Below are 18,286 nucleotides of genomic sequence, written 5' to 3'. Positions count from 1 at the left end.
ACGGGAAGGAGCAAACAGAATGCGAGTTTCAAAAGAAGATTTGCATCAACTGATTCAAACAAAAATTGAGCGGGCTGGCTTGACGGAAGAACATGCGGATATTGTCGCAGATGTGTTGGCATTCGCTGACGCGCGCGGTATTCACTCACATGGAGCGGTTCGCGTGGAATATTACTCGGAGCGCATTGCAAAAGGCGGAATTACGAATCGACCGGAGTTTCGCTTTGAGCAGACAGGACCAACGAGCGGTATTTTTCATGGGGATAATGGTTCTGGGCATGTGGCGGCAAAACGGGCAATGGAAGAAGCGATTCGGATTGCTGGGAAAAACGGTGTTGCTGTTGTCGGCGTGAAAAACATGTCGCATAGCGGCGCGCTAGCTTATTTTGTGGAACAGGCAGCGAATTGTGATTTTGTAGCGCTTTCTGTTTGCCAATCTGATCCGATGGTCGTGCCATTTGGCGGAGCGGAAGACTATTTTGGGACGAACCCGATTGCGTTTGCAGCGCCGACATCAGACGGTAGAACGTTGACGTTTGATATGGCGACAACAGTGCAAGCATGGGGCAAAGTGTTGCATGCGAGATCACGCGGGGAAGCGATTCCGCCGACGTGGGCTGTGGATGCGGACGGTGCGGCGACGACGGATCCGATGAAGGTGAACGCGTTGTTGCCGATTGCTGGACCGAAAGGGTACGGCTTGATGATGATGGTGGACGTTTTGTCTGGCATTTTGCTAGGACTGCCATTTGGAAAACATGTAAGCTCGATGTACGCGGACTTGTCGAAGGGACGCGATTTGGGGCAACTGCATATCGTGATTAACCCAGCGTTCTTTACGGATATGGAGGCGTTCAAGGCGAATATGTCGGAGCTTTTAGATGAAGTTACGGCTGTGAAACCAGCGCCAGGTTCTGATCGTGTATATTATCCTGGTGAACGTGGACGTTTGCGCGAGAAGGCTTACGAAGAAAATGGAATTGAAATCGTGGATGATATATACGAATACTTAATTTCGGATGCGATTCATTTTGACAATTATGATGGTAAAAATAAATTTGCGGAATAAGGAGAGGTGAGCAAGCAATGTTACACACAATTATTAAAGAAAATGCATATCAAGACTCGGTAGTTTTGATGTTACTTACGAATAAAATTTCAACGATTGCAGGCGTGAATCGAGTTTCTATCATGATGGGGACACCTGCGAATAAAGATATTTTCGGAAGCTCAGGTCTTCGTACGGAAGAATTAGAAAAAGCATCGGCAAACGATATGGCGATTGTGGTAGACACAGATGACGCATCGATTTTGGATGAAATTTTGACAGAAGTGGATGCGTTCTTAGCAAGCCAAGCGACGAAGGAAAGCAGCAATGAAACGGAAACGGCGCGGACGTGGGACAAAGCGATGAAATTAGATCCTGACGCGAACATGGCGCTTATTTCGATTCCTGGAACATACGCGGCCTCAGAAGCAGATCGCGCACTAGATGAAGGCTTACACGCTTTTATTTTCAGCGATAATGTGCCGATTGAAGAAGAGCTACGCTTGAAGCAAAAAGCACACGAAAAAGGACTACTTGTAATGGGACCTGACTGTGGAACGGGAATCGTGAACGGTGTACCAATGGCATTTACAAACGTTGTGAAACCAGGAAACATCGGGATTGTTGGCGCGTCTGGAACTGGAATTCAAGAAGTTTCAACGATTATTGATCGTCTTGGCGGTGGTGTTACAAACGCGATTGGAACAGGTGGACGCGATTTATCTGAAACAGTCGGCGGAATTACGATGTTAGATGCGATTGCAGCGCTGGACAAGCAAGCGGATACAGACGTGATTGTCGTTATCTCCAAGCCACCAGCAAAAGCGATTCGCGATAAAGTTTTGGCATTATTACGTACAATCAGCAAGCCAGCCGTAACGATTTTCTTAGGCGAAAAACCAACGTACCATGAGGAAAATCTATATCACGCCTACACATTAGAAGAAACGGCGCGCATTGCGGTTCAACTGGCAAAAGGTCAAGAAGTAACAGCAACGGAAACAGCAATTGACGTTCCAAACATCAGCTTCACGCCAGAACAAAAACACCTAAAAGGCTACTATTCAGGCGGAACATTGGCGTCAGAGGCAGCAATGCTTATCGCGGATGCCCTTGCTCTAAAAGAAGGACTTATCAAGCAAGACGGCTACATTTTGAAAACAGAAGGTCATGAAGTCATTGATTTAGGCGACGATATTTATACGCAAGGCAAGCCACACCCAATGATTGACCCTGAAAAACGAATTGCGTTCATTCGTGACGCGGCAAACGACCCAGAAACGGCTGTTATTTTGCTAGACGTGGTGCTTGGTTATGGCTCGCACGAAGACATGGCGGGACAATTGGCGCCGGCAATCAAAGAAGTAATCGCAAAAGCGAAAGAAGCTGGACGTGAAATCGCAGTTATCGGAACAGTTTGCGGTACATTGCAAGATCCACAAGATTATAACGAACAACGCCAAACATTAGAAGCAGCAGGCGTTATCGTAAAAGATAGCAACAACGAAGCAGTAAGAACGGGGCTTGAATTAGTCGGTCATAAAGTAGAAGACAACGACAAAGCTATCCAAAAAGTAGACAGCGAAACAACAGCGCCAGTGCTAAACGCATCCGACGCAATGCTAGATTTACTCGCAAAACAACCACGCGTCATCAATGTCGGACTGAAAAGTTTTGCCGAAGCAATCACAGAAACTGGCGGACGAGTTGTCCAATTCGATTGGCGCCCAGTTGCTGGTGGCGACGCGAAACTACAAAAAGTTTTACAATTCTTAAACAGTTACCGTGCTGAAACGGCGGACGTAAAATAGATTTTTGAGGAGGAAGAAAGCATGACAAACTATCAAACTATTGATGAAGCAAACCGAGCTGTAGCTGATAAAATCGTTGCCTCTGCGCCATTTTTACTCGATGTCGTTCCAGCTAAATCAGTTATCGCAGAATTAAACGAAGGGAAAGTATTACTTCATGCGGGCCCTCCGATTAAATGGGAAAACATGACGAGCCCAATGCAAGGATCATGTGTTGGTGCAGCGCTTTTTGAAGAATGGGCAACAGGCGAGGACGAAGCTCGTGCGATGTTAGAAAACGGCGAAGTTCGCTTTATTCCGTGCCATCACGTGGACGCAGTTGGTCCAATGGGCGGCATCACATCAGCAAATATGCCAGTCGTTGTCGTGGAAAACCGCACAGACGGAAATCGCGCGTACTGTACAATGAACGAAGGAATCGGCGCAGTACTAAGATTCGGCGCTTATTCAGAAGACGTTGTAAATCGCTTGCGCTGGATGCGTGACGTCCTTGGTCCAGTATTAGGAAAAGCATTGCAAACACTAGACGAAGGCATGAACTTAAACGTTATCGTCGCAAAAGCAATCGCGATGGGAGACGAGTTCCACCAACGGAATATCGCGGCATCTCTTGTATTTTTAAAGGAAATTAGCCCAATTATCGTGAGCTTAGATATTGACGAAAAACAACGCCAAGAAGTGATTAAATTTTTAGCAGATACAGATCAGTTCTTCTTAAATATCATGATGGCTTCTGCAAAAGCAGTGATGGACGGCGCGCGGATGATTCAAGAAGGAACGATTGTTACGGCGATGTGCCGAAATGGCGAGAACTTCGGAATTCGCATTAGTGGTATGGGCGACGAGTGGTTCACAGCACCCGTTAACACACCGCAAGGCCTTTACTTCACAGGTTATTCAGGCGAAGACGCGAACCCAGATATCGGGGACAGCGCGATTACAGAAACATTCGGCGTTGGCGGTATGGCAATGATCGCAGCTCCAGCCGTGACTCGTTTTGTTGGAACAGGCGGTTTTGGCGACGCGTTAAAAACAAGTAACGAAATGCTTGAAATCGTCATCGATCAAAATCCGAATTTCACCGTGCCAACTTGGGATTTCCAAGGTATTTGCCTAGGCATCGACGCTCGTAAAGTCGTAGAAACTGGCATTACACCAGTCATCAACACCGGAATTGCCCACAAGAAAGCCGGTATCGGTCAAATCGGTGCTGGAACAGTAAATCCTCCAGTAGCATGTTTTGAAAAAGCAATCACAGCCTATGCTGAAAAACTAGGCTTAACCGTTTAAAAAGAAGGAGGTGAAGCATCATGCCAGTCATCCAAGCCCAAAACATAGCTCAAAATGTTGTCGAATTACTTGAAACCGCAAAAACGTGGCGCGTCCACAGCGTGTTTAACAATGGCTTCAATCTCGAAAATAACGGCGAACTCATCTTCGTCGGCACAGACAAAAACGGCAAACTACCATTCGCCATCCAAATTTCCGAGATAGACATTGCTAGGAGTCAACACACGATTCAAACCGACCAACAATTTGCGTATAATGACGGCTGGCTACTTCACCACCAATCATCCATTAAAATCAATATTTCCACAGCTGAAAAATACACAAGTTCACGGCAAAATGCAGAGTTGATGCCGAATCCGCCCTTTTTAAACCAAGTTTTGCAAGAAACCACCCAAACTGGATTCGGCATCACCATAAACGCATTGCTAGCACAACCTAAAACACGCGAACTTGCCAAAGCAATACAAAGTCGGGATGAAGCATTTGTAGAACAAACCTTGCGTTATTTCATAGGTCGAGGCAGTGGTTTGACGCCTTCTGGTGACGACATGCTTGTCGGAATTTTGCTAGTGGGCCAGGTGAGCGACACATTCACAGAGACGCTCCACCGGCTCATCACAACCGAACAACTCACCACAGACATTAGCCAGACCTACCTGAAATACGCGTTAAAAGGCCAATTTAGCGACACATTAATAGCACTTTATAAAGCGTTCCAAACAGGCGAAGACACACAAGCCTTGACGCAGCGCATTTATCAAAACGGACACACATCGGGAATAGACACGATAGCAGGTGTCGCACTCGCAATGAAGGAGGAATTTTTAATGGGAAAACGAGTAGTTATCGCGCTTGGCGGAAATGCCATTCTGCAACCAAAACAAGAAGCAACATTTGAAAATCAATTAAAAAATGTCGAGGATAGCTGTGCTAAAATCGCTGAAATCACCGAAGCTGGCCATAAAGTCATCGTCACACACGGCAACGGCCCACAAGTCGGCAATATTTTGCGTCAAAACGAAGAAGCCAAAGAGTTCGTCCCAGCACTTCCAATCGACGCGTGTAGCGCAGAATCACAAGGTTTTATCGGCTACATGATGGAGCAATCCTTAAAAAACGAATTCGCCCGCAAAAAACTAGCAACAAACGTCATCACGCTGCTAACACAAACAGAAGTTAGCGCAAGTGATCCGGCGTTCCAAGACCCAACCAAACCAATCGGCGTATTCTATACCGAATCAGAAGCCGAAGAACTAGCAAAAACAAAAGGCTGGAAAATGGCAGAAGACGCAGGCCGTGGCTACCGTCGCGTTGTCCCGTCCCCACAACCTAAGAAAATTCACGGCGTCGAAGCTATCAAACAACTAGTCGCAACAGACACCGTCGTTATTTCCACAGGTGGAGGCGGCATCCCAGTCGTTCAAAACGAAGCAGGCAATCTAAAAGGCGTCGAAGCAGTCATCGACAAAGACCGCTCCGCATTACGCTTATCCGAACAAGTCGAAGCAGACGTCTTCATGATCCTAACCGACGTAAGCAACGTTTATTTACATTTCGGCGAACCAAATCAACAAAAACTAGAAGGCGTTCCGGTCAAAGAAGCGAAACAATACATGACAGAAGGTCATTTCGCAGACGGCAGCATGGGACCAAAAATGGAAGCCGCAATCGCATTTGCTGAGTCTGGAAAAGAAGCCATCATTTGTTCTTTAGACGCAGCTGTAGACGCATTAGCAGGCAACGCAGGAACACGAATTTTACCAGAAAAAAGTACTGTAAACGCATAACTAATTTTGACTCGGTGGATTTCCATCGGGTTCTTTTTATGTTTAGCAGGCAACCAGTTTGGGAATTGTAATTTATAACGAAATCAGACGAAGTGGCTTTTTCAGAAATTTTTCAGAAAATCGACAAAATGGTTATTTTCAATCAGAGGAATTCGTGCTACAATAGAAAAGTTGTGGCGCATGAAAACTAATTAATGGAGATGAAAAATTTGGACGCAGAAAATAGTACATTGATGCAGAAAATCGATTATAGTACGCGTAAAAAGATCGATTTAGTGCATAACAGTGTGGTTCGCTATATTTTCCGTGCGATGCTGGCGTGTTTATTCCTAACACTTGGAACAGCAGTTGCGGTAATGATTGGCGATAAAGTAGATCACTTCGCACACGGATTAGGAAAAATCGTTTACGCATTCATGTTCAGCTGGTCACTTGTGATGATTATTTATATGAACGCAGAACTCGGTACAAGTAACATGATGTATATGACAACCGGCGTTTACCAAAAAATTATTAAACCCGGCAAAGCTTTAGGTATTTTATTTCTTTGTATTTTTTGTAATTTAATCGGTGGTATTTTAGCAGGGTACTTGATGTCACTAACGTCAGCATTCCACGCCCTACCAGCCGATCATTTCTTATTCACAGCTGTAGAAGGTAAACTACAAAAAGAACCACTACAGATTTTCATCGAAGCAATTTTTGCAAATATCGTTGTAAATACGGCGGTTATTTGTACCATGCGGATGAAAGACGATGCTGGAAAAGTTATCGCGATGATATTCATTATTTTCATCTTCGCATTCCTAGGCTTTGAGCACGTTATCGCGAATTTCTCTTCTTTCTCCCTAGCCTTTTTCTCATCTGGCGGACACGTCCCTGGCATGACATTAGGCAGCGTATCAACGAACCTATCCTTGGCACTACTCGGCAACTACGTCGGCGGTGGCTTGGTAATTGGACTCGGTTACGCATGGCTGAATAGAACGAAATCGATATATAAAGATTAAAGCAAGGCCCCTGTCACGCTTGTGATGGGGTTTTTATTTGTGCTCCGGACTAGAAAGTTAGCTATTGTAACAAAGTGTTCACGAGAAACTTGAGTAAAATCACTATTTTCCAATTTTTCTATACTGACAAAAAAACTTGGTCACGATATTATAAGTTGTGGCCACAAAAAGAAGGTAGCAGGAGGAAAATACATGAAGAATAAAAAGGGTTATGCACTATTTATAACTATGCTTTTGATGACCATCATTGGTGTTGTCTTTGCAGGGAGCCTAAGAGTAGACGCAGCAACGACAATGGAAAAAAAGATGTATACACTAGAAAATCCAACATGGTTCAGAGCACAAGGTCTTTCCAAAGGCATTGATCATGATCGTCAAGACTTAGGTATTATTGTGCCAAAAGATTCTACAATCGAGATTAGACAGACAAATCCAAACTATAAAGGGACTGTGAAAGTAGAGCTATTAAATAATGACAGCTCTAAAGAAGACGGTTATCAAGTTGGGAGCACGTGGGTTACAGCAACAGCAAGAGCCGATTCCGCACTACTTGCAAAAACAACATTTACCACAGAAGCACCGATATTAGAGTACAAAGTTGATGATAAAGTCATTGAATTACCAGTTTTTAAGCAAGGAGATAAAGAAGCTGACTTTTTTGAGAAATGGGATAAATCAAATGCTGCATTCGCATTAATTGGTAATAAATATATCCAAATTTTAGTGCCAGCTCGAGACAAGCCTTATTTAAAAAAAATGGATGAATTCTCTTCTATCAATGATTTATTAGCCTACTATGACACATTATTCGAGACGTATAATGAATTAGAAGGAATCTCGTTCACATCAGAAACAGCAACAGACAAAAACGTACCAACGAAATACTTCGCTAAAGCAAATATACAAGGTGGGGGAGCAGGATATTACGGAGGCGATCATACAGCTGATTCTAGTAGTTCTGTTTATGGCTTTTTTCTGAAACCGGGCTGGGGCGGTCTCCACGAGATTGGTCACGGATATCAAGGATCATTTATGGGAGACTCGACATTTACAACATCAGAAGTGTGGAATAACCTATACGCTGATTCAATGCAAAAGAAAATGCTTGGAAGTGACTACTATACAGCAGGCTGGCTTTACCGGGGGGAACGACCGTATCTAGAAGGACTTTTTGAGAAGTTTGTATACGAAACAAAAACACCTGTGAATAGCTGGGATGTAAGAAGTAAGCTATATATGTTAACACTGATGAAAGATAAAGCAGGGGACAAGGCTTTCACGCATTTCAATCAGTCATATCGAGCTGCTGTAAACGCTGGTAGCATTAACTATGGAGAGAAATTGCTAGATTTAATAACACAGGCATTCGGTGAAACAAGTCATTATGACTTCACACCATTTGTCGAACTTGTTCAAGGTTCTATGACCAATAATCAAAAAGTAGAGAATCTATATTCTGGAAATAAAGCTGTATATCCACTAGCTTCGTTGTTATCTGATGACAACTTAAAGCAAGCAAGAAAAGACATCCCTCTAGATTCTAAATGGGGATTAGTAAGTAACAAAGAACTTGCCAAATATAAGCTAACCAATACTGGTGAAATTAAGTTTACTATCAATGATTTCAATCAAATCAAAGGCAAAACATTACGAATCAAAGATGGCGCCGATGTAATTCGCAACATTAAAATAACAGCGCCAACTATGACGATTAAAAACATACCCGTAGGCATTTATTCTCTAGACATTCCAACAGGTATGACTCGTTTTTATAAGCCATCTACGAATTATCTAGCTGTTTCAGATGGTGAAAACAAAATGAATATCCAAATGAAAGAATTACAAACCTCCAAAGTAGCATTAGAACAATTAATTTTCAGAGGCCTAGGAAATGCTATATTTGCTCAAGGGACAGTCGATCCTGAAGCGGGTCAATTTGTACTTGATATAACTAGGGCTAACCCACATTCCTATTTCCCAGGTCGTTACGCAGCGATTGAGATTTTTGATGAGGCTGGTCAATCCATTTTTAACAAAGTAATCAACGGAGCGAATACAGAGACTGGTAAATTTGAAGCAACAATCAAGCCAGGCTACACCATCAAGGTTATTCACGAAGAGCCTGGGCGTCTGAACATCACAAATGCACCTTCAGGTTTAATAGACAATAAAATAACAAACACATTCAAAGTGACGAAATATGGCTTAACAAGTGAGCAGACAAATGTGAATCCACAAGATGCTTTGGCGAACTACAAAAAAGAGCTTGTGAAATTAGCGGAATATGTAAATAATATTAAGTCAATCGAAAATGAAGATTATGCTGATTCAAAAACACAATTGAGAAAAGCAATCGCCTACCTAGCCGACACAGACAAAATCAAATATCAACAAGATTATGCCGAGTTATTAGCTTTAAAAAATGACATCTCCCAAGATTTATTAGATGGAAGCCAATTCCGTTTCCAGATGAAAGGCTTTGCGAATCGCGAGTTTGCAAATATGTTCTTGGACCTAGATGCCAAACAAGCAGTCATCACACAAAATGCCGGAGTGCCACATGAATCCTACACAAGCATGTACGCATCCATCAAGATTAACAATGCAAAAGGCAAAGTAATTTTCCAACAAAACTATGCCCCGCAAACATCGATACCAGCGTCCGAAGACAAGGTGAAGATTGCAGTAGGCGATTTCATTACGGTGATGCATAAGGAATACGCAGGCCGTTTAGCTATCATCAATACAACAACAAACGAGCATTATACAACGTATCCAGAAGCGACCTACCTTGTTACGGAAGATGGCTTGAAAAAAGTAGACGCAAAACAAATCCCAACGCCAAACGCGGATGAATTCGATGGCTCTCACTTCCAATTTGAATTCCAAGGTTTGAGCAATGTACGATTTGCGCTTATGACACTTGATTTAACGAACAAACAAGCCAAAATTCAACAAAATACACGTCAACCACACTCTTATTTCCCAGGGACGTATGCATCAATTGAGATCCACGATGCCCGCGGAAAATTAGTATACAAAAAAGCCTATGGCGGTCAAGAAAAGTTAGTAGCCGATATGTTCAACGTGAAAATCGACACAGGTTATTATGTTACCGTAACACATCTTGAAGCAGGTGACCGACTTAAAATCACGAATACGGATACAAAGGAACTTTTCCCATACTGCAAAGCAGCAACGTACAAAATAACAGAAGAGGGCTTGATGAAAGTAGCAACTAGCGATATTCCAACATTCAGCTCTAATTATATTGATGGGGACGTGTTCCAATTTAAGTTCCAAGGACTTAGCTATTGGAATTTTGCGAATGTGACGCTTAATTTATCATCAATGGAACTAACATTTGATAAAAAAGCAGGTCAACCACATGTATACTTCGATAAAAATTATCCGTACGCAACACTGCAAGTGAAAGATAAAGACGGTAGTGAAGTGTATAGTTACACTATGATTGGAAATGAAAACACAGGAGCGTTATTGAAGAAACTAGCATTAGAAGAAGGTTACTATATAGTAATTACGCACCGAGAAGCTGAAGCTCGTTTGCCGCTAACGGTGGATAACGTCCTACAAGAAGTTCAGCATAACCCAACGGTGTATCAAATTGGCGCCAATGGTTTAGTGAAGAAATCACTGACAGATGTTCCAACGCCAACTCGTTTTGTCAATGGAAAAATATATAGCTCAGATATTGACTTCATGTTCAGAGGCTATGCAGACCGCCAGTTTGCTAAGCTACACGTCAATAAAGCGAAAAATATGCTACATCTAGATGTGAATGCAATCCAACCGCATTATGGTTTTGGAGCGACTCCATATGCAAGCATCACTGTAAAAGATGACAAAGGTAATGTTGTGTTCACAAAAGACTTTATTGGCAATGTGACACAACAAGAAGCATCACTAGACATCCCAATCAAAGATGGTTACACTATTCAAGTGAACCATCGCGAGCCGAGTACTGTACGACTAGAAGTAAAAGATAATGAAAAAGATAAAGTATACAAAATGATTACACAAAATGAATTTTTAGTCGTACCAAATGGTTTAATCGTACAATAAAAATGAGCGAGAGATTGCCAAACCGTTATTTTGCGGTAGGTAATCCTCGCTTTTTTAGTTTGTTTTTAATATGATGAAAACAAGCACAATAATTCAGATAGGGAGTTGAATAACATGGACTATAAAATCGTATCACATGACAAATTCCAAGTAATCGGCATTAAAAAAGTATTTTCCTATGATCAAGGGAAGAATCTAGAGGACATTCCAAAATTCTGGGACGAAGTACACACCAACGGAACAATCGAACAACTCGGCAAATTAGGCACCTCGTACATGGGAATTTGCAGTGTTTCCAAAGAACAAGCGGCAAATCAAGAAATGGACTACTGGATAGCGACAGAATACAACGGACAAAACGCGGACGGCATGGAAATTTTCGAAGTTTCCGCACAACAATGGGCGATTTTCAAATCCGTAGGAGCCTTGCCAGAAGCCATTCAATCCACTTGGCAACAAATATTCTCAGAATGGCTACCGGAAAGTGACTACGTTCACGCGGACGGCCCTGAAATTGAAGTCTACGATGGCAGTGACACGACAAAAGCCGATTTTACGTGTGAAGTGTGGATTCCAGTAACTAAAAAATAAAGTGTTAGCGTCAAGCTCTGATTTAGATGAAAGCTTGACGCCGACACTTTATTTTTTTAACGTTATTTGCGAATGTTGGGTCAAAAAAGTACTAATAAGCGGATGAAATTTCTCAACTTCCACTAAAAACGCATCATGCCCGTAATCCGAATCTACTTCATAATACGTCACCGGCACATGCCAATCTTTCAAAAGCTCATAATCACGGCGCAAATCATTAATTCGGAACAATTGATCGCTCGTCACACCAACCAATAAATAAGGAATTTGAATCCCTGCAAACAATGGTTTTTCATCAATCCCATTCACCGTCACATCGAATAAATCAATCGCTTTCGTTAAGTATAAGTAGCTATTCGCGTCAAAGCGCTCCACAAATGTATCGCCTTGATATTGCAAATACGATTCCACCTGAAAATGTTCTTTTGAAAAAGCACCAGGAGAGGAGTCAGCTACCGTGAAGCGTTCAAATCGTTTAGAAAACAATTCGCTCGTCCGATACGTCATCATCCCAACCATCCGCGCCGTTGCAAGCCCGCCTTCCGGTTGCCCGACATAATTCCCGCCATTAAAATCAGGATCATTCAAAATCGCCATCCGCATAATTAAATTATAACCAATCGCCTCAGGACTCGCCGCAAGAGGGGATGCCAGATTAATCACACTTCCCGTTATTTCCGGATAATCAATCGCCCATTGCGTCGCCTGCATACCGCCCATCGAACCACCAATGACTGACACGACATGAAAAACGCCAAGCGCATCAAGCAACGCCTTTTGGACCTTAATAATATCCTTAATCGAAAAGCCTGGAAAATTCAAACGGTATTCGGCGCCCGTTTTTGGATCGATAGAAGAAGGCCCCGTCGTCCCACTGCAACCGCCAAATACATTCGTGCAAACTAAAAAATAATCAGCAGGATCAAGCGTTTTCCCCGTTCCAATAAAGTCATCCCACCAACCAGCGACATCTTCCTCAAAATGCTTCGCGGCATGTGCCGTTCCGGTCAATGCATGTTCTAGCAAAATACAATTGTCTCCTGAAGCAGATAATTCGCCGTAAGTCTCGAAACCAACGTCAATCGCTCCAATTGTTTCCCCATTTTCTAAAATAAGTGGTGTCTCTTCAAAAAGTCGTATTTGTTTTAGCGTTCCCAATTCCATCACCTTTTTCTATATAGTTGTCTTAAATACTGTCCAGCGCTTGGGCAAGGTCAGCGATAATGTCGTCCACATTTTCTATACCAATCGATACGCGAATCGTTTCTGGTTTCACGCCAGCTTCTTTTTGTTCCTCGGCGCTTAATTGTTGATGTGTCGTCGAAGCAGGGTGGATAATAAGCGATTTTGCATCACCGACATTCGCTAAATGCGAGAACAGCTCCACCGATTCAATGACTTGTTTACCCGCCTCGTAACCATCTTTCACCCCAAAAGAGAAAATCGAACTTGGCCCTTTTGGAAAATAGGTTTGCGCTAAATCATAGTATCGATTCGATTTCAAACCGGGATAGCTAACCCAAGCCACTTTTTCATGATTTTCGAGGTATTCGGCTACTTTTTGGGCATTGGAGACATGTTTTTCAAGCCGTAGTGATAATGTTTCCAGTCCTAAAATCAACAGGAAGGAGTTAAATGGAGAAATGGCGGCACCTGTATCACGAAGCAAGCTCACGCGTAATTTGGTAATATAGGCGGCAGCACCAACATCATTCGCATAGGAAAGGCCATGATAGCTTGCGTCAGGTTCGACAAGTTTCGGAAATTTTCCGTTTTTCCAGTCGAAAGTTCCTGCGTCAATCACAGCGCCACCAATTGCCACGCCATGCCCACCGATGAATTTCGTTGCCGAGTAAACCACGATATCCGCGCCAAATTCAAAAGGTCGATGCAAATAAGCCGTCGCGAACGTGTTATCCACAATAAGCGGAATCCCGTGTTTATGCGCAATCTCAGCCACTTGTCGCACGTCGACTATATTAATATCGGGATTTCCAAGCGACTCAATAAAAATCGCCTTCGTGTTATCCGTAATCGCGGCCTCAAAGTTCGCCACAACATCAGGCTCCACAAACGATACATCAATGCCAAAATCCTTGAACGTATGGGAGAAAAGCGTATAAGTCCCGCCATAAAGCGTACTCGCCGAAACAATATGATCACCACTGCTCGCAATATTTAAAATCGCGTACGTAATCGCAGCCATCCCAGACGCCGTCGCAACCGCACCAATCCCACCTTCCAACAAAGCCAAGCGCTCTTCAAAAACAGCTGTTGTTGGATTCATAATGCGTGTATAAATATTCCCCGTCTCCTGCAAACCAAATAATGCCGCCGCATGTTCCGTATCATTAAACGTATACGAAGTCGTTTGGTAAATCGGCACTGCCCGCGCATTCGTCGCACTATCAGGCGTATGACCTCCGTGTACTTGAATCGTCTCAAACCGGTAATCTTGTCCCATTCTTTTTTCCCCTTTCACGCGAGTCCACCAAGAAAACAACAAAAAACCTCTCCCAGCAAGCTTTGAAAAGCGATACTAGGAAAGGTTGAACAGACAACATTTCACTCGTTATTAGCTTATCTTCGCAAAAATACTGCTGGAATTAGCACCGTGAACACAAACGTCCGGTTGCTAAGGTTTCACAGGGCCAGTCCCTCCACCTTTCTTGATAAGAAGCGTATTAAATTGTTACCATCATACAATTTTTATATCCTATTTGTCAAGAAAAGTAGACAGATTTTTTGAAAAAGTCGCATCTGGAAATAAGGTTTTAAATGTGAATTTTTTCGATTGAAATCAAGCATCGAAAACAAAAAAAGCGCACATATTTGACATAAATGACGCATATGGACGTTGAAATGAAGCCGTTTGTGTCTAAAGTCAGAAAAAAAGGACAAATAGACAATAGAAATAGTGTTTTATTAGAGTAAAACAGGGTAAAATGTACAACAGGGCTTAAAGGGCTCTAAAAATAAAAAAGGAAGTGTTACATAGCATGAAGACATTTACTCGCATATTAGTTTTATTAGCTGGTATCGCAATGATTTGTTTAGGAATCTGGTTTGTATTCCACCCAGGTATTTCTTTACTATCGTTCACATTTTTCATCGGAATCCTAATGTTAGTTGTTGGGGTATTCCAAATCATCTCGTATTTCTCTAATCGCGGAGGACAGAAAGTATCGGGCTGGATTTTAGCAGAAGGAATCTTATCGGTGTTATTAGGTATTTTATTATTAGCCGATCAATTGGAAGGAACGGTCACTTTAGTACTTGTTTTCGGTATGTGGGTGTTGTTCGCTGGGATTATGCGTACAATTGGCGCATTTGCTGCTAAAGGCGAAAACGTTCAAGGCTGGGGCTGGATTTTAGCATTAGGGATTTTAGGCATTATTCTTGGCTTTATCTCTTTGTTCAACCCAATTGTTGGCGCAATCGGTATCGTGATTCTTGTTGGAACATTCTTCATCGTTCAAGGAATCAACTGTATTGCAACGTTCTTCTTTGTTGGAAAAGTAAAATAAGCATAAAAAAGAGAAATCCATTTCGCGGATTTCTCTTTTTTCATTATTAGCTACGTTTTCTCAAGTAGAATGCTGCAAGTGCGGAGATAGTTAATCCAGCAAATACGATTCCAGCTGAGCTATTGTCGCCTGTTTTTGGTAGTTCTTTCATATTTGTTGTTGTAGTTGGTGGTGTTTGTGTTTTAACAACTGGTGCTGGGTCAGCTTTTTGGGCAGTTTTCACAACAGCTGGTTTCTTCGTATCTTCCACTGGTGATACTTGTAATTTGCCGCCTTGGAAAGTGAATTTGGCAACATCACTAATTTCGCCAGTTTCTTCATCAATGCTAAGTAGGTATACTGTTTGACCTTTAACTAGTGGTGTGTCGAGTTTCGAATGGAAGTTGCCATTTGCATCAGCTTTTGCCATGCCTAACAAATCTTCACCGTCTTCTGAAATAATGAAAACAGTAGTATTTGGTTCTGCTTTACCGTAAACGTCTGTTGCTGTTGTTTTGTTTACGTCTACAACTGGTGCATCAAAGAAGAATACATCGTCACCAAGTACTTCATAAGAAAGCGTTACGCTTGATGTATTGCCGCTTGCATCTTCAGCCACGATAACAGTTGTATGTGAGCCTTCTGTAGTCGTATCTAAAAATTCCTTGCCATTTTCGAAATAGACTTTTACGAAACCTGAATTATCTGTTGCAGAAACGAGTTCATCTGCTGTCCATTCTTCATCGATAAAAACATAGAAATCTTCTTCATCCACTGTGATAACTGGTTTGGTTGTATCAACTACTGTGTATGTTGCAGTGATGTTTTCTGTTGTTGTACCGTTTGTTGCTGCCACTGTAACTGTTTGTGCGCCTAAGCGGTTAACGACAGGAGCTTTAGCGAAAGACAATGTTACGCCGCTTGCTGCTGTTACGAATTTGCTTGGATCTGTCACTGCTACGTTGATTTCTGTTGTAACCCCTGTTTTAGCTGTTGCCAGTGCTGCGTCAGCTTTTACGATTGGTTTAGAAGCTGGTTCTGTTACAGTATAGTCCGCTGTGATTTCTTGTGTTGTCGTGTCAGCAAATGTTGCGATAATAGTTGTCGTGAATGTTCCAGCAGCAGTTGTTGTAGCTTCTGCTCCGGATTTGAATGCTAGTGTAGGGCTGTTTGTCGTATCTGTTATGGTCACAAAATCAGCAGGTGTAACGGTTGCATTTTTTGTGAAAGTAACATCTGTTTTAGGTGTAACGGAGCCTGTAGTAGCGGTTGTTGGTGATGCTGCATCTGTAGTCGTTTCTTGTGTTGTAGTCGCATCAAGTGCAGTTGGTGTTTGTGTCTCTTCCGCGAATACTGGTGTTGCTAAAGACAGTGTTAGTCCGCATGCAAGCAAGCCACATGCTAATTTTGTAGTTTTGTTAGCCATTTAAAAATTCTCCCCTTTATGTGTAATAAGGTTATTATACTAAAAACAAGGATAATTGTCATCATTTATTTGTAGGGATTTCCAAAAAGAAAACGCATTCTATTGACTTATAGTCCTATTTTAATTAAAAAAAGGGGATATATAGAAATGTGTAATATAGAATTGTTCATCGTTGAACTTGTTGTGCACCAATAAATAAAGCCGGATTTATCACGCACCAAATGATGATTGGCAAGTGGTAAATCCGGCTTTCATTTTCTATCACAATTTATTTTTTAGTAATAGAGTACAGATCCGTATATTTCATATTCAACATTTCTTTCACAGCTGCCATGTCATGGATTTTCCAAGGCTTCGGTGAAAGGGAAATCAGACCGTCTTGTTCTAGTTTGCGCAGGTTTGTTGCAACGTAAGCACGGGCCAAATTTAAGTACTTTCCAATTACTTTTTGTGTAAAATAATATGGGATTAAGTATGAGCCATCAGGTTCAGCGCGACCAAAGCGCTCGGCTACAATAACTAGGCCAGCTAGAATTTTTTTGTCGGACGGTAGATTAGAAAGAGATTCACGAATAAGAATCGGTTGTGTAAAATTCAGATAGAAGAAATAAGCATACCAGAAGCTTTCTTGGCCAAAGGTAATTTTGTCGATAACATATTGCCGATCGAAACGTAACAAGGTGACTTCACTAATAGCTGTGTAGGAAATAGGTGATACGGCATTTTCAAGAATACTTAGGAACCCAAGAATATCATTTGGTCCGCAAAAAGTCAGAATGGAGTCGTCTCGGATTGTTCCTTTAGACATCGCAACCATTCCTTTTTTCACGACATAGAAGTGTTTGTTATCGGTTCCTTCTTCCATGATAACCTCATTGCGGCGGTACGTAAATTCCGTATAAGGCGGTTTTTCTTCGTTTGACTCTAATAGCGTGGCAAGCATTTTATCAGTGTCGAAACTTTCTTTCAGATTATTGTAATCATATAAAGTCATTAGTATGTTCCCCTTTTCTCACAGATTATCTCCTTTATTATATCGAAGCTGGAGGGGTTTGTATAACGATTTCCCTTGATTTTGGAAAATTTAGATGAGTTTTGCAGTCACAAGCCGTTTGCGAATCGTTATTCCAAAGAGGGCAGCAAGGGTTGCTTTAATGATTCCAGGAATGATGAATGGGACAATACCAGCCATGAAAGCAGTGTTCCAAGGCATGCCAGCACCGAATTTGAGCCATGCAGCACCAAAAAGTAATGTCACCATCGCGCCAATAATGTTGGCTAAAATAGCGTAACTAAGTCGGAAATCGGTTTTTTCAATAATGAAGGCTGTAATGTACGCGTTGAAAAGAAAACCAATGATAAAACCGCCAGTCGGTCCGAACAGAATGCCAAGTCCTGCAGACATTCCTGCGAAAACAGGGACGCCGATTGCGCCGAGCACTATGTAGACGGCAACGGAAATTGTAGCATTGCGGGGAGATAAAATGGTTGCGGCAAGTCCAACGGCAAGTGTTTGCCCGGTTAGTGGAATTGGCCCGATTGGGATAGTTACTTGTGCTAGAATCGCGATGATAACGGCAAATAGCGCGTTAATGATAAGCTGTTTTAATTTTTCATTTCTCATACTCATTCTCCTTTGTTAACTTAATATGATATTAGGTTAACATTAACTTTTTAAAATGGCAATACTATTTTTTTCTTAACACTACCTTGCATTAATTAGTAGTGCGTGAT

Annotated in this window: 13 protein-coding genes, 1 pseudogene and 1 riboswitch; of the genes and pseudogenes, 9 read left to right on the top strand and 5 right to left on the bottom strand. The window is 42.2% G+C overall.

Translation table 11 applies throughout. The features are described from left to right. Positions 1-19: 19 nt before the first annotated feature. From allD to EP57_RS12085, 8 genes and pseudogenes are all read left to right on the top strand, one after another. Complete coding sequence (gene allD / locus EP57_RS12115; protein ID WP_036087088.1) at positions 20-1,069, top strand: ureidoglycolate dehydrogenase; 1,050 nt, start codon at positions 20-22, stop codon at positions 1,067-1,069. A gap of 17 nt (positions 1,070-1,086) precedes the next feature. After that, positions 1,087-2,859, top strand: a complete 1,773-nt coding sequence (fdrA, locus tag EP57_RS12110) for an acyl-CoA synthetase FdrA (protein WP_036087086.1) — start codon at positions 1,087-1,089, stop codon at positions 2,857-2,859. Positions 2,860-2,880: 21 nt separating this feature from the next. Continuing rightward, on the top strand, positions 2,881-4,149 hold the full coding sequence (locus EP57_RS12105; protein WP_036087085.1) for a YlbE family protein: 1,269 nt from the start codon (positions 2,881-2,883) through the stop codon (positions 4,147-4,149). A gap of 20 nt (positions 4,150-4,169) precedes the next feature. After that, positions 4,170-4,946 (top strand): annotated as a pseudogene (locus EP57_RS17325) (oxamate carbamoyltransferase subunit AllH family protein); the annotation flags it as partial. Positions 4,947-4,976: 30 nt separating this feature from the next. Continuing rightward, positions 4,977-5,936: a carbamate kinase gene (gene arcC, locus EP57_RS17210; protein WP_036087262.1), complete on the top strand. Its 960-nt coding sequence runs from the start codon at positions 4,977-4,979 to the stop codon at positions 5,934-5,936. A gap of 209 nt (positions 5,937-6,145) precedes the next feature. Next, positions 6,146-6,946, top strand: coding sequence for a formate/nitrite transporter family protein (locus tag EP57_RS12095; protein ID WP_036087261.1), 801 nt, complete (start codon positions 6,146-6,148; stop codon positions 6,944-6,946). Between the two features lie 192 nt (positions 6,947-7,138). Next, positions 7,139-11,029 (top strand): putative mucin/carbohydrate-binding domain-containing protein, encoded by a 3,891-nt coding sequence (locus EP57_RS12090; RefSeq protein ID WP_036087084.1) that lies wholly within the window; start codon positions 7,139-7,141, stop codon positions 11,027-11,029. Between the two features lie 114 nt (positions 11,030-11,143). Then, positions 11,144-11,620: a GyrI-like domain-containing protein gene (locus EP57_RS12085; protein ID WP_036087083.1), complete on the top strand. Its 477-nt coding sequence runs from the start codon at positions 11,144-11,146 to the stop codon at positions 11,618-11,620. A gap of 48 nt (positions 11,621-11,668) precedes the next feature. On the opposite strand, the gene metX is transcribed toward EP57_RS12085, so the two are convergent. Together metX and EP57_RS12075 are read right to left on the bottom strand one after the other, a co-directional pair. Then, on the bottom strand, positions 11,669-12,778 hold the full coding sequence (gene metX, locus EP57_RS12080; protein ID WP_376700942.1) for a homoserine O-acetyltransferase MetX: 1,110 nt from the start codon (positions 12,776-12,778) through the stop codon (positions 11,669-11,671). Positions 12,779-12,806: 28 nt separating this feature from the next. Continuing rightward, a complete protein-coding gene (locus EP57_RS12075; RefSeq protein ID WP_036087078.1) occupies positions 12,807-14,084 on the bottom strand; it encodes an O-acetylhomoserine aminocarboxypropyltransferase/cysteine synthase family protein in 1,278 nt (425 codons plus the stop codon). Between the two features lie 113 nt (positions 14,085-14,197). Further along, positions 14,198-14,299, bottom strand: a riboswitch (SAM riboswitch). A gap of 320 nt (positions 14,300-14,619) precedes the next feature. Between EP57_RS12075 and EP57_RS12070 the strand changes: the two genes are divergently transcribed. Then, a complete protein-coding gene (locus EP57_RS12070; protein WP_036087076.1) occupies positions 14,620-15,147 on the top strand; it encodes an HdeD family acid-resistance protein in 528 nt (175 codons plus the stop codon). A 46-nt stretch (positions 15,148-15,193) separates the two neighbouring features. Here EP57_RS12070 and EP57_RS12065 read toward each other — a convergent pair whose 3' ends face one another. The 3 genes from EP57_RS12065 to EP57_RS12055 all read right to left on the bottom strand — a co-directional run bounded on the left by EP57_RS12065 (position 15,194) and on the right by EP57_RS12055 (position 18,176). Beyond that, positions 15,194-16,552, bottom strand: a complete 1,359-nt coding sequence (locus EP57_RS12065) for an LPXTG cell wall anchor domain-containing protein (RefSeq protein ID WP_052167672.1) — start codon at positions 16,550-16,552, stop codon at positions 15,194-15,196. 268 nt (positions 16,553-16,820) lie between these two features. After that, positions 16,821-17,546, bottom strand: coding sequence for a Crp/Fnr family transcriptional regulator (locus EP57_RS12060; RefSeq protein ID WP_052167671.1), 726 nt, complete (start codon positions 17,544-17,546; stop codon positions 16,821-16,823). 90 nt (positions 17,547-17,636) lie between these two features. Then, on the bottom strand, positions 17,637-18,176 hold the full coding sequence (locus tag EP57_RS12055) for a biotin transporter BioY (RefSeq protein ID WP_036087074.1): 540 nt from the start codon (positions 18,174-18,176) through the stop codon (positions 17,637-17,639). Between the last annotated feature and the right edge of the window lie 110 nt (positions 18,177-18,286).

This window comes from Listeria booriae (genome assembly GCF_000766865.1).
In the GTDB taxonomy this organism is placed as follows: Bacteria; Bacillota; Bacilli; order Lactobacillales; family Listeriaceae; genus Listeria_A; species Listeria_A booriae.
This window is presented reverse-complemented; position numbering and strand designations above follow the sequence as displayed.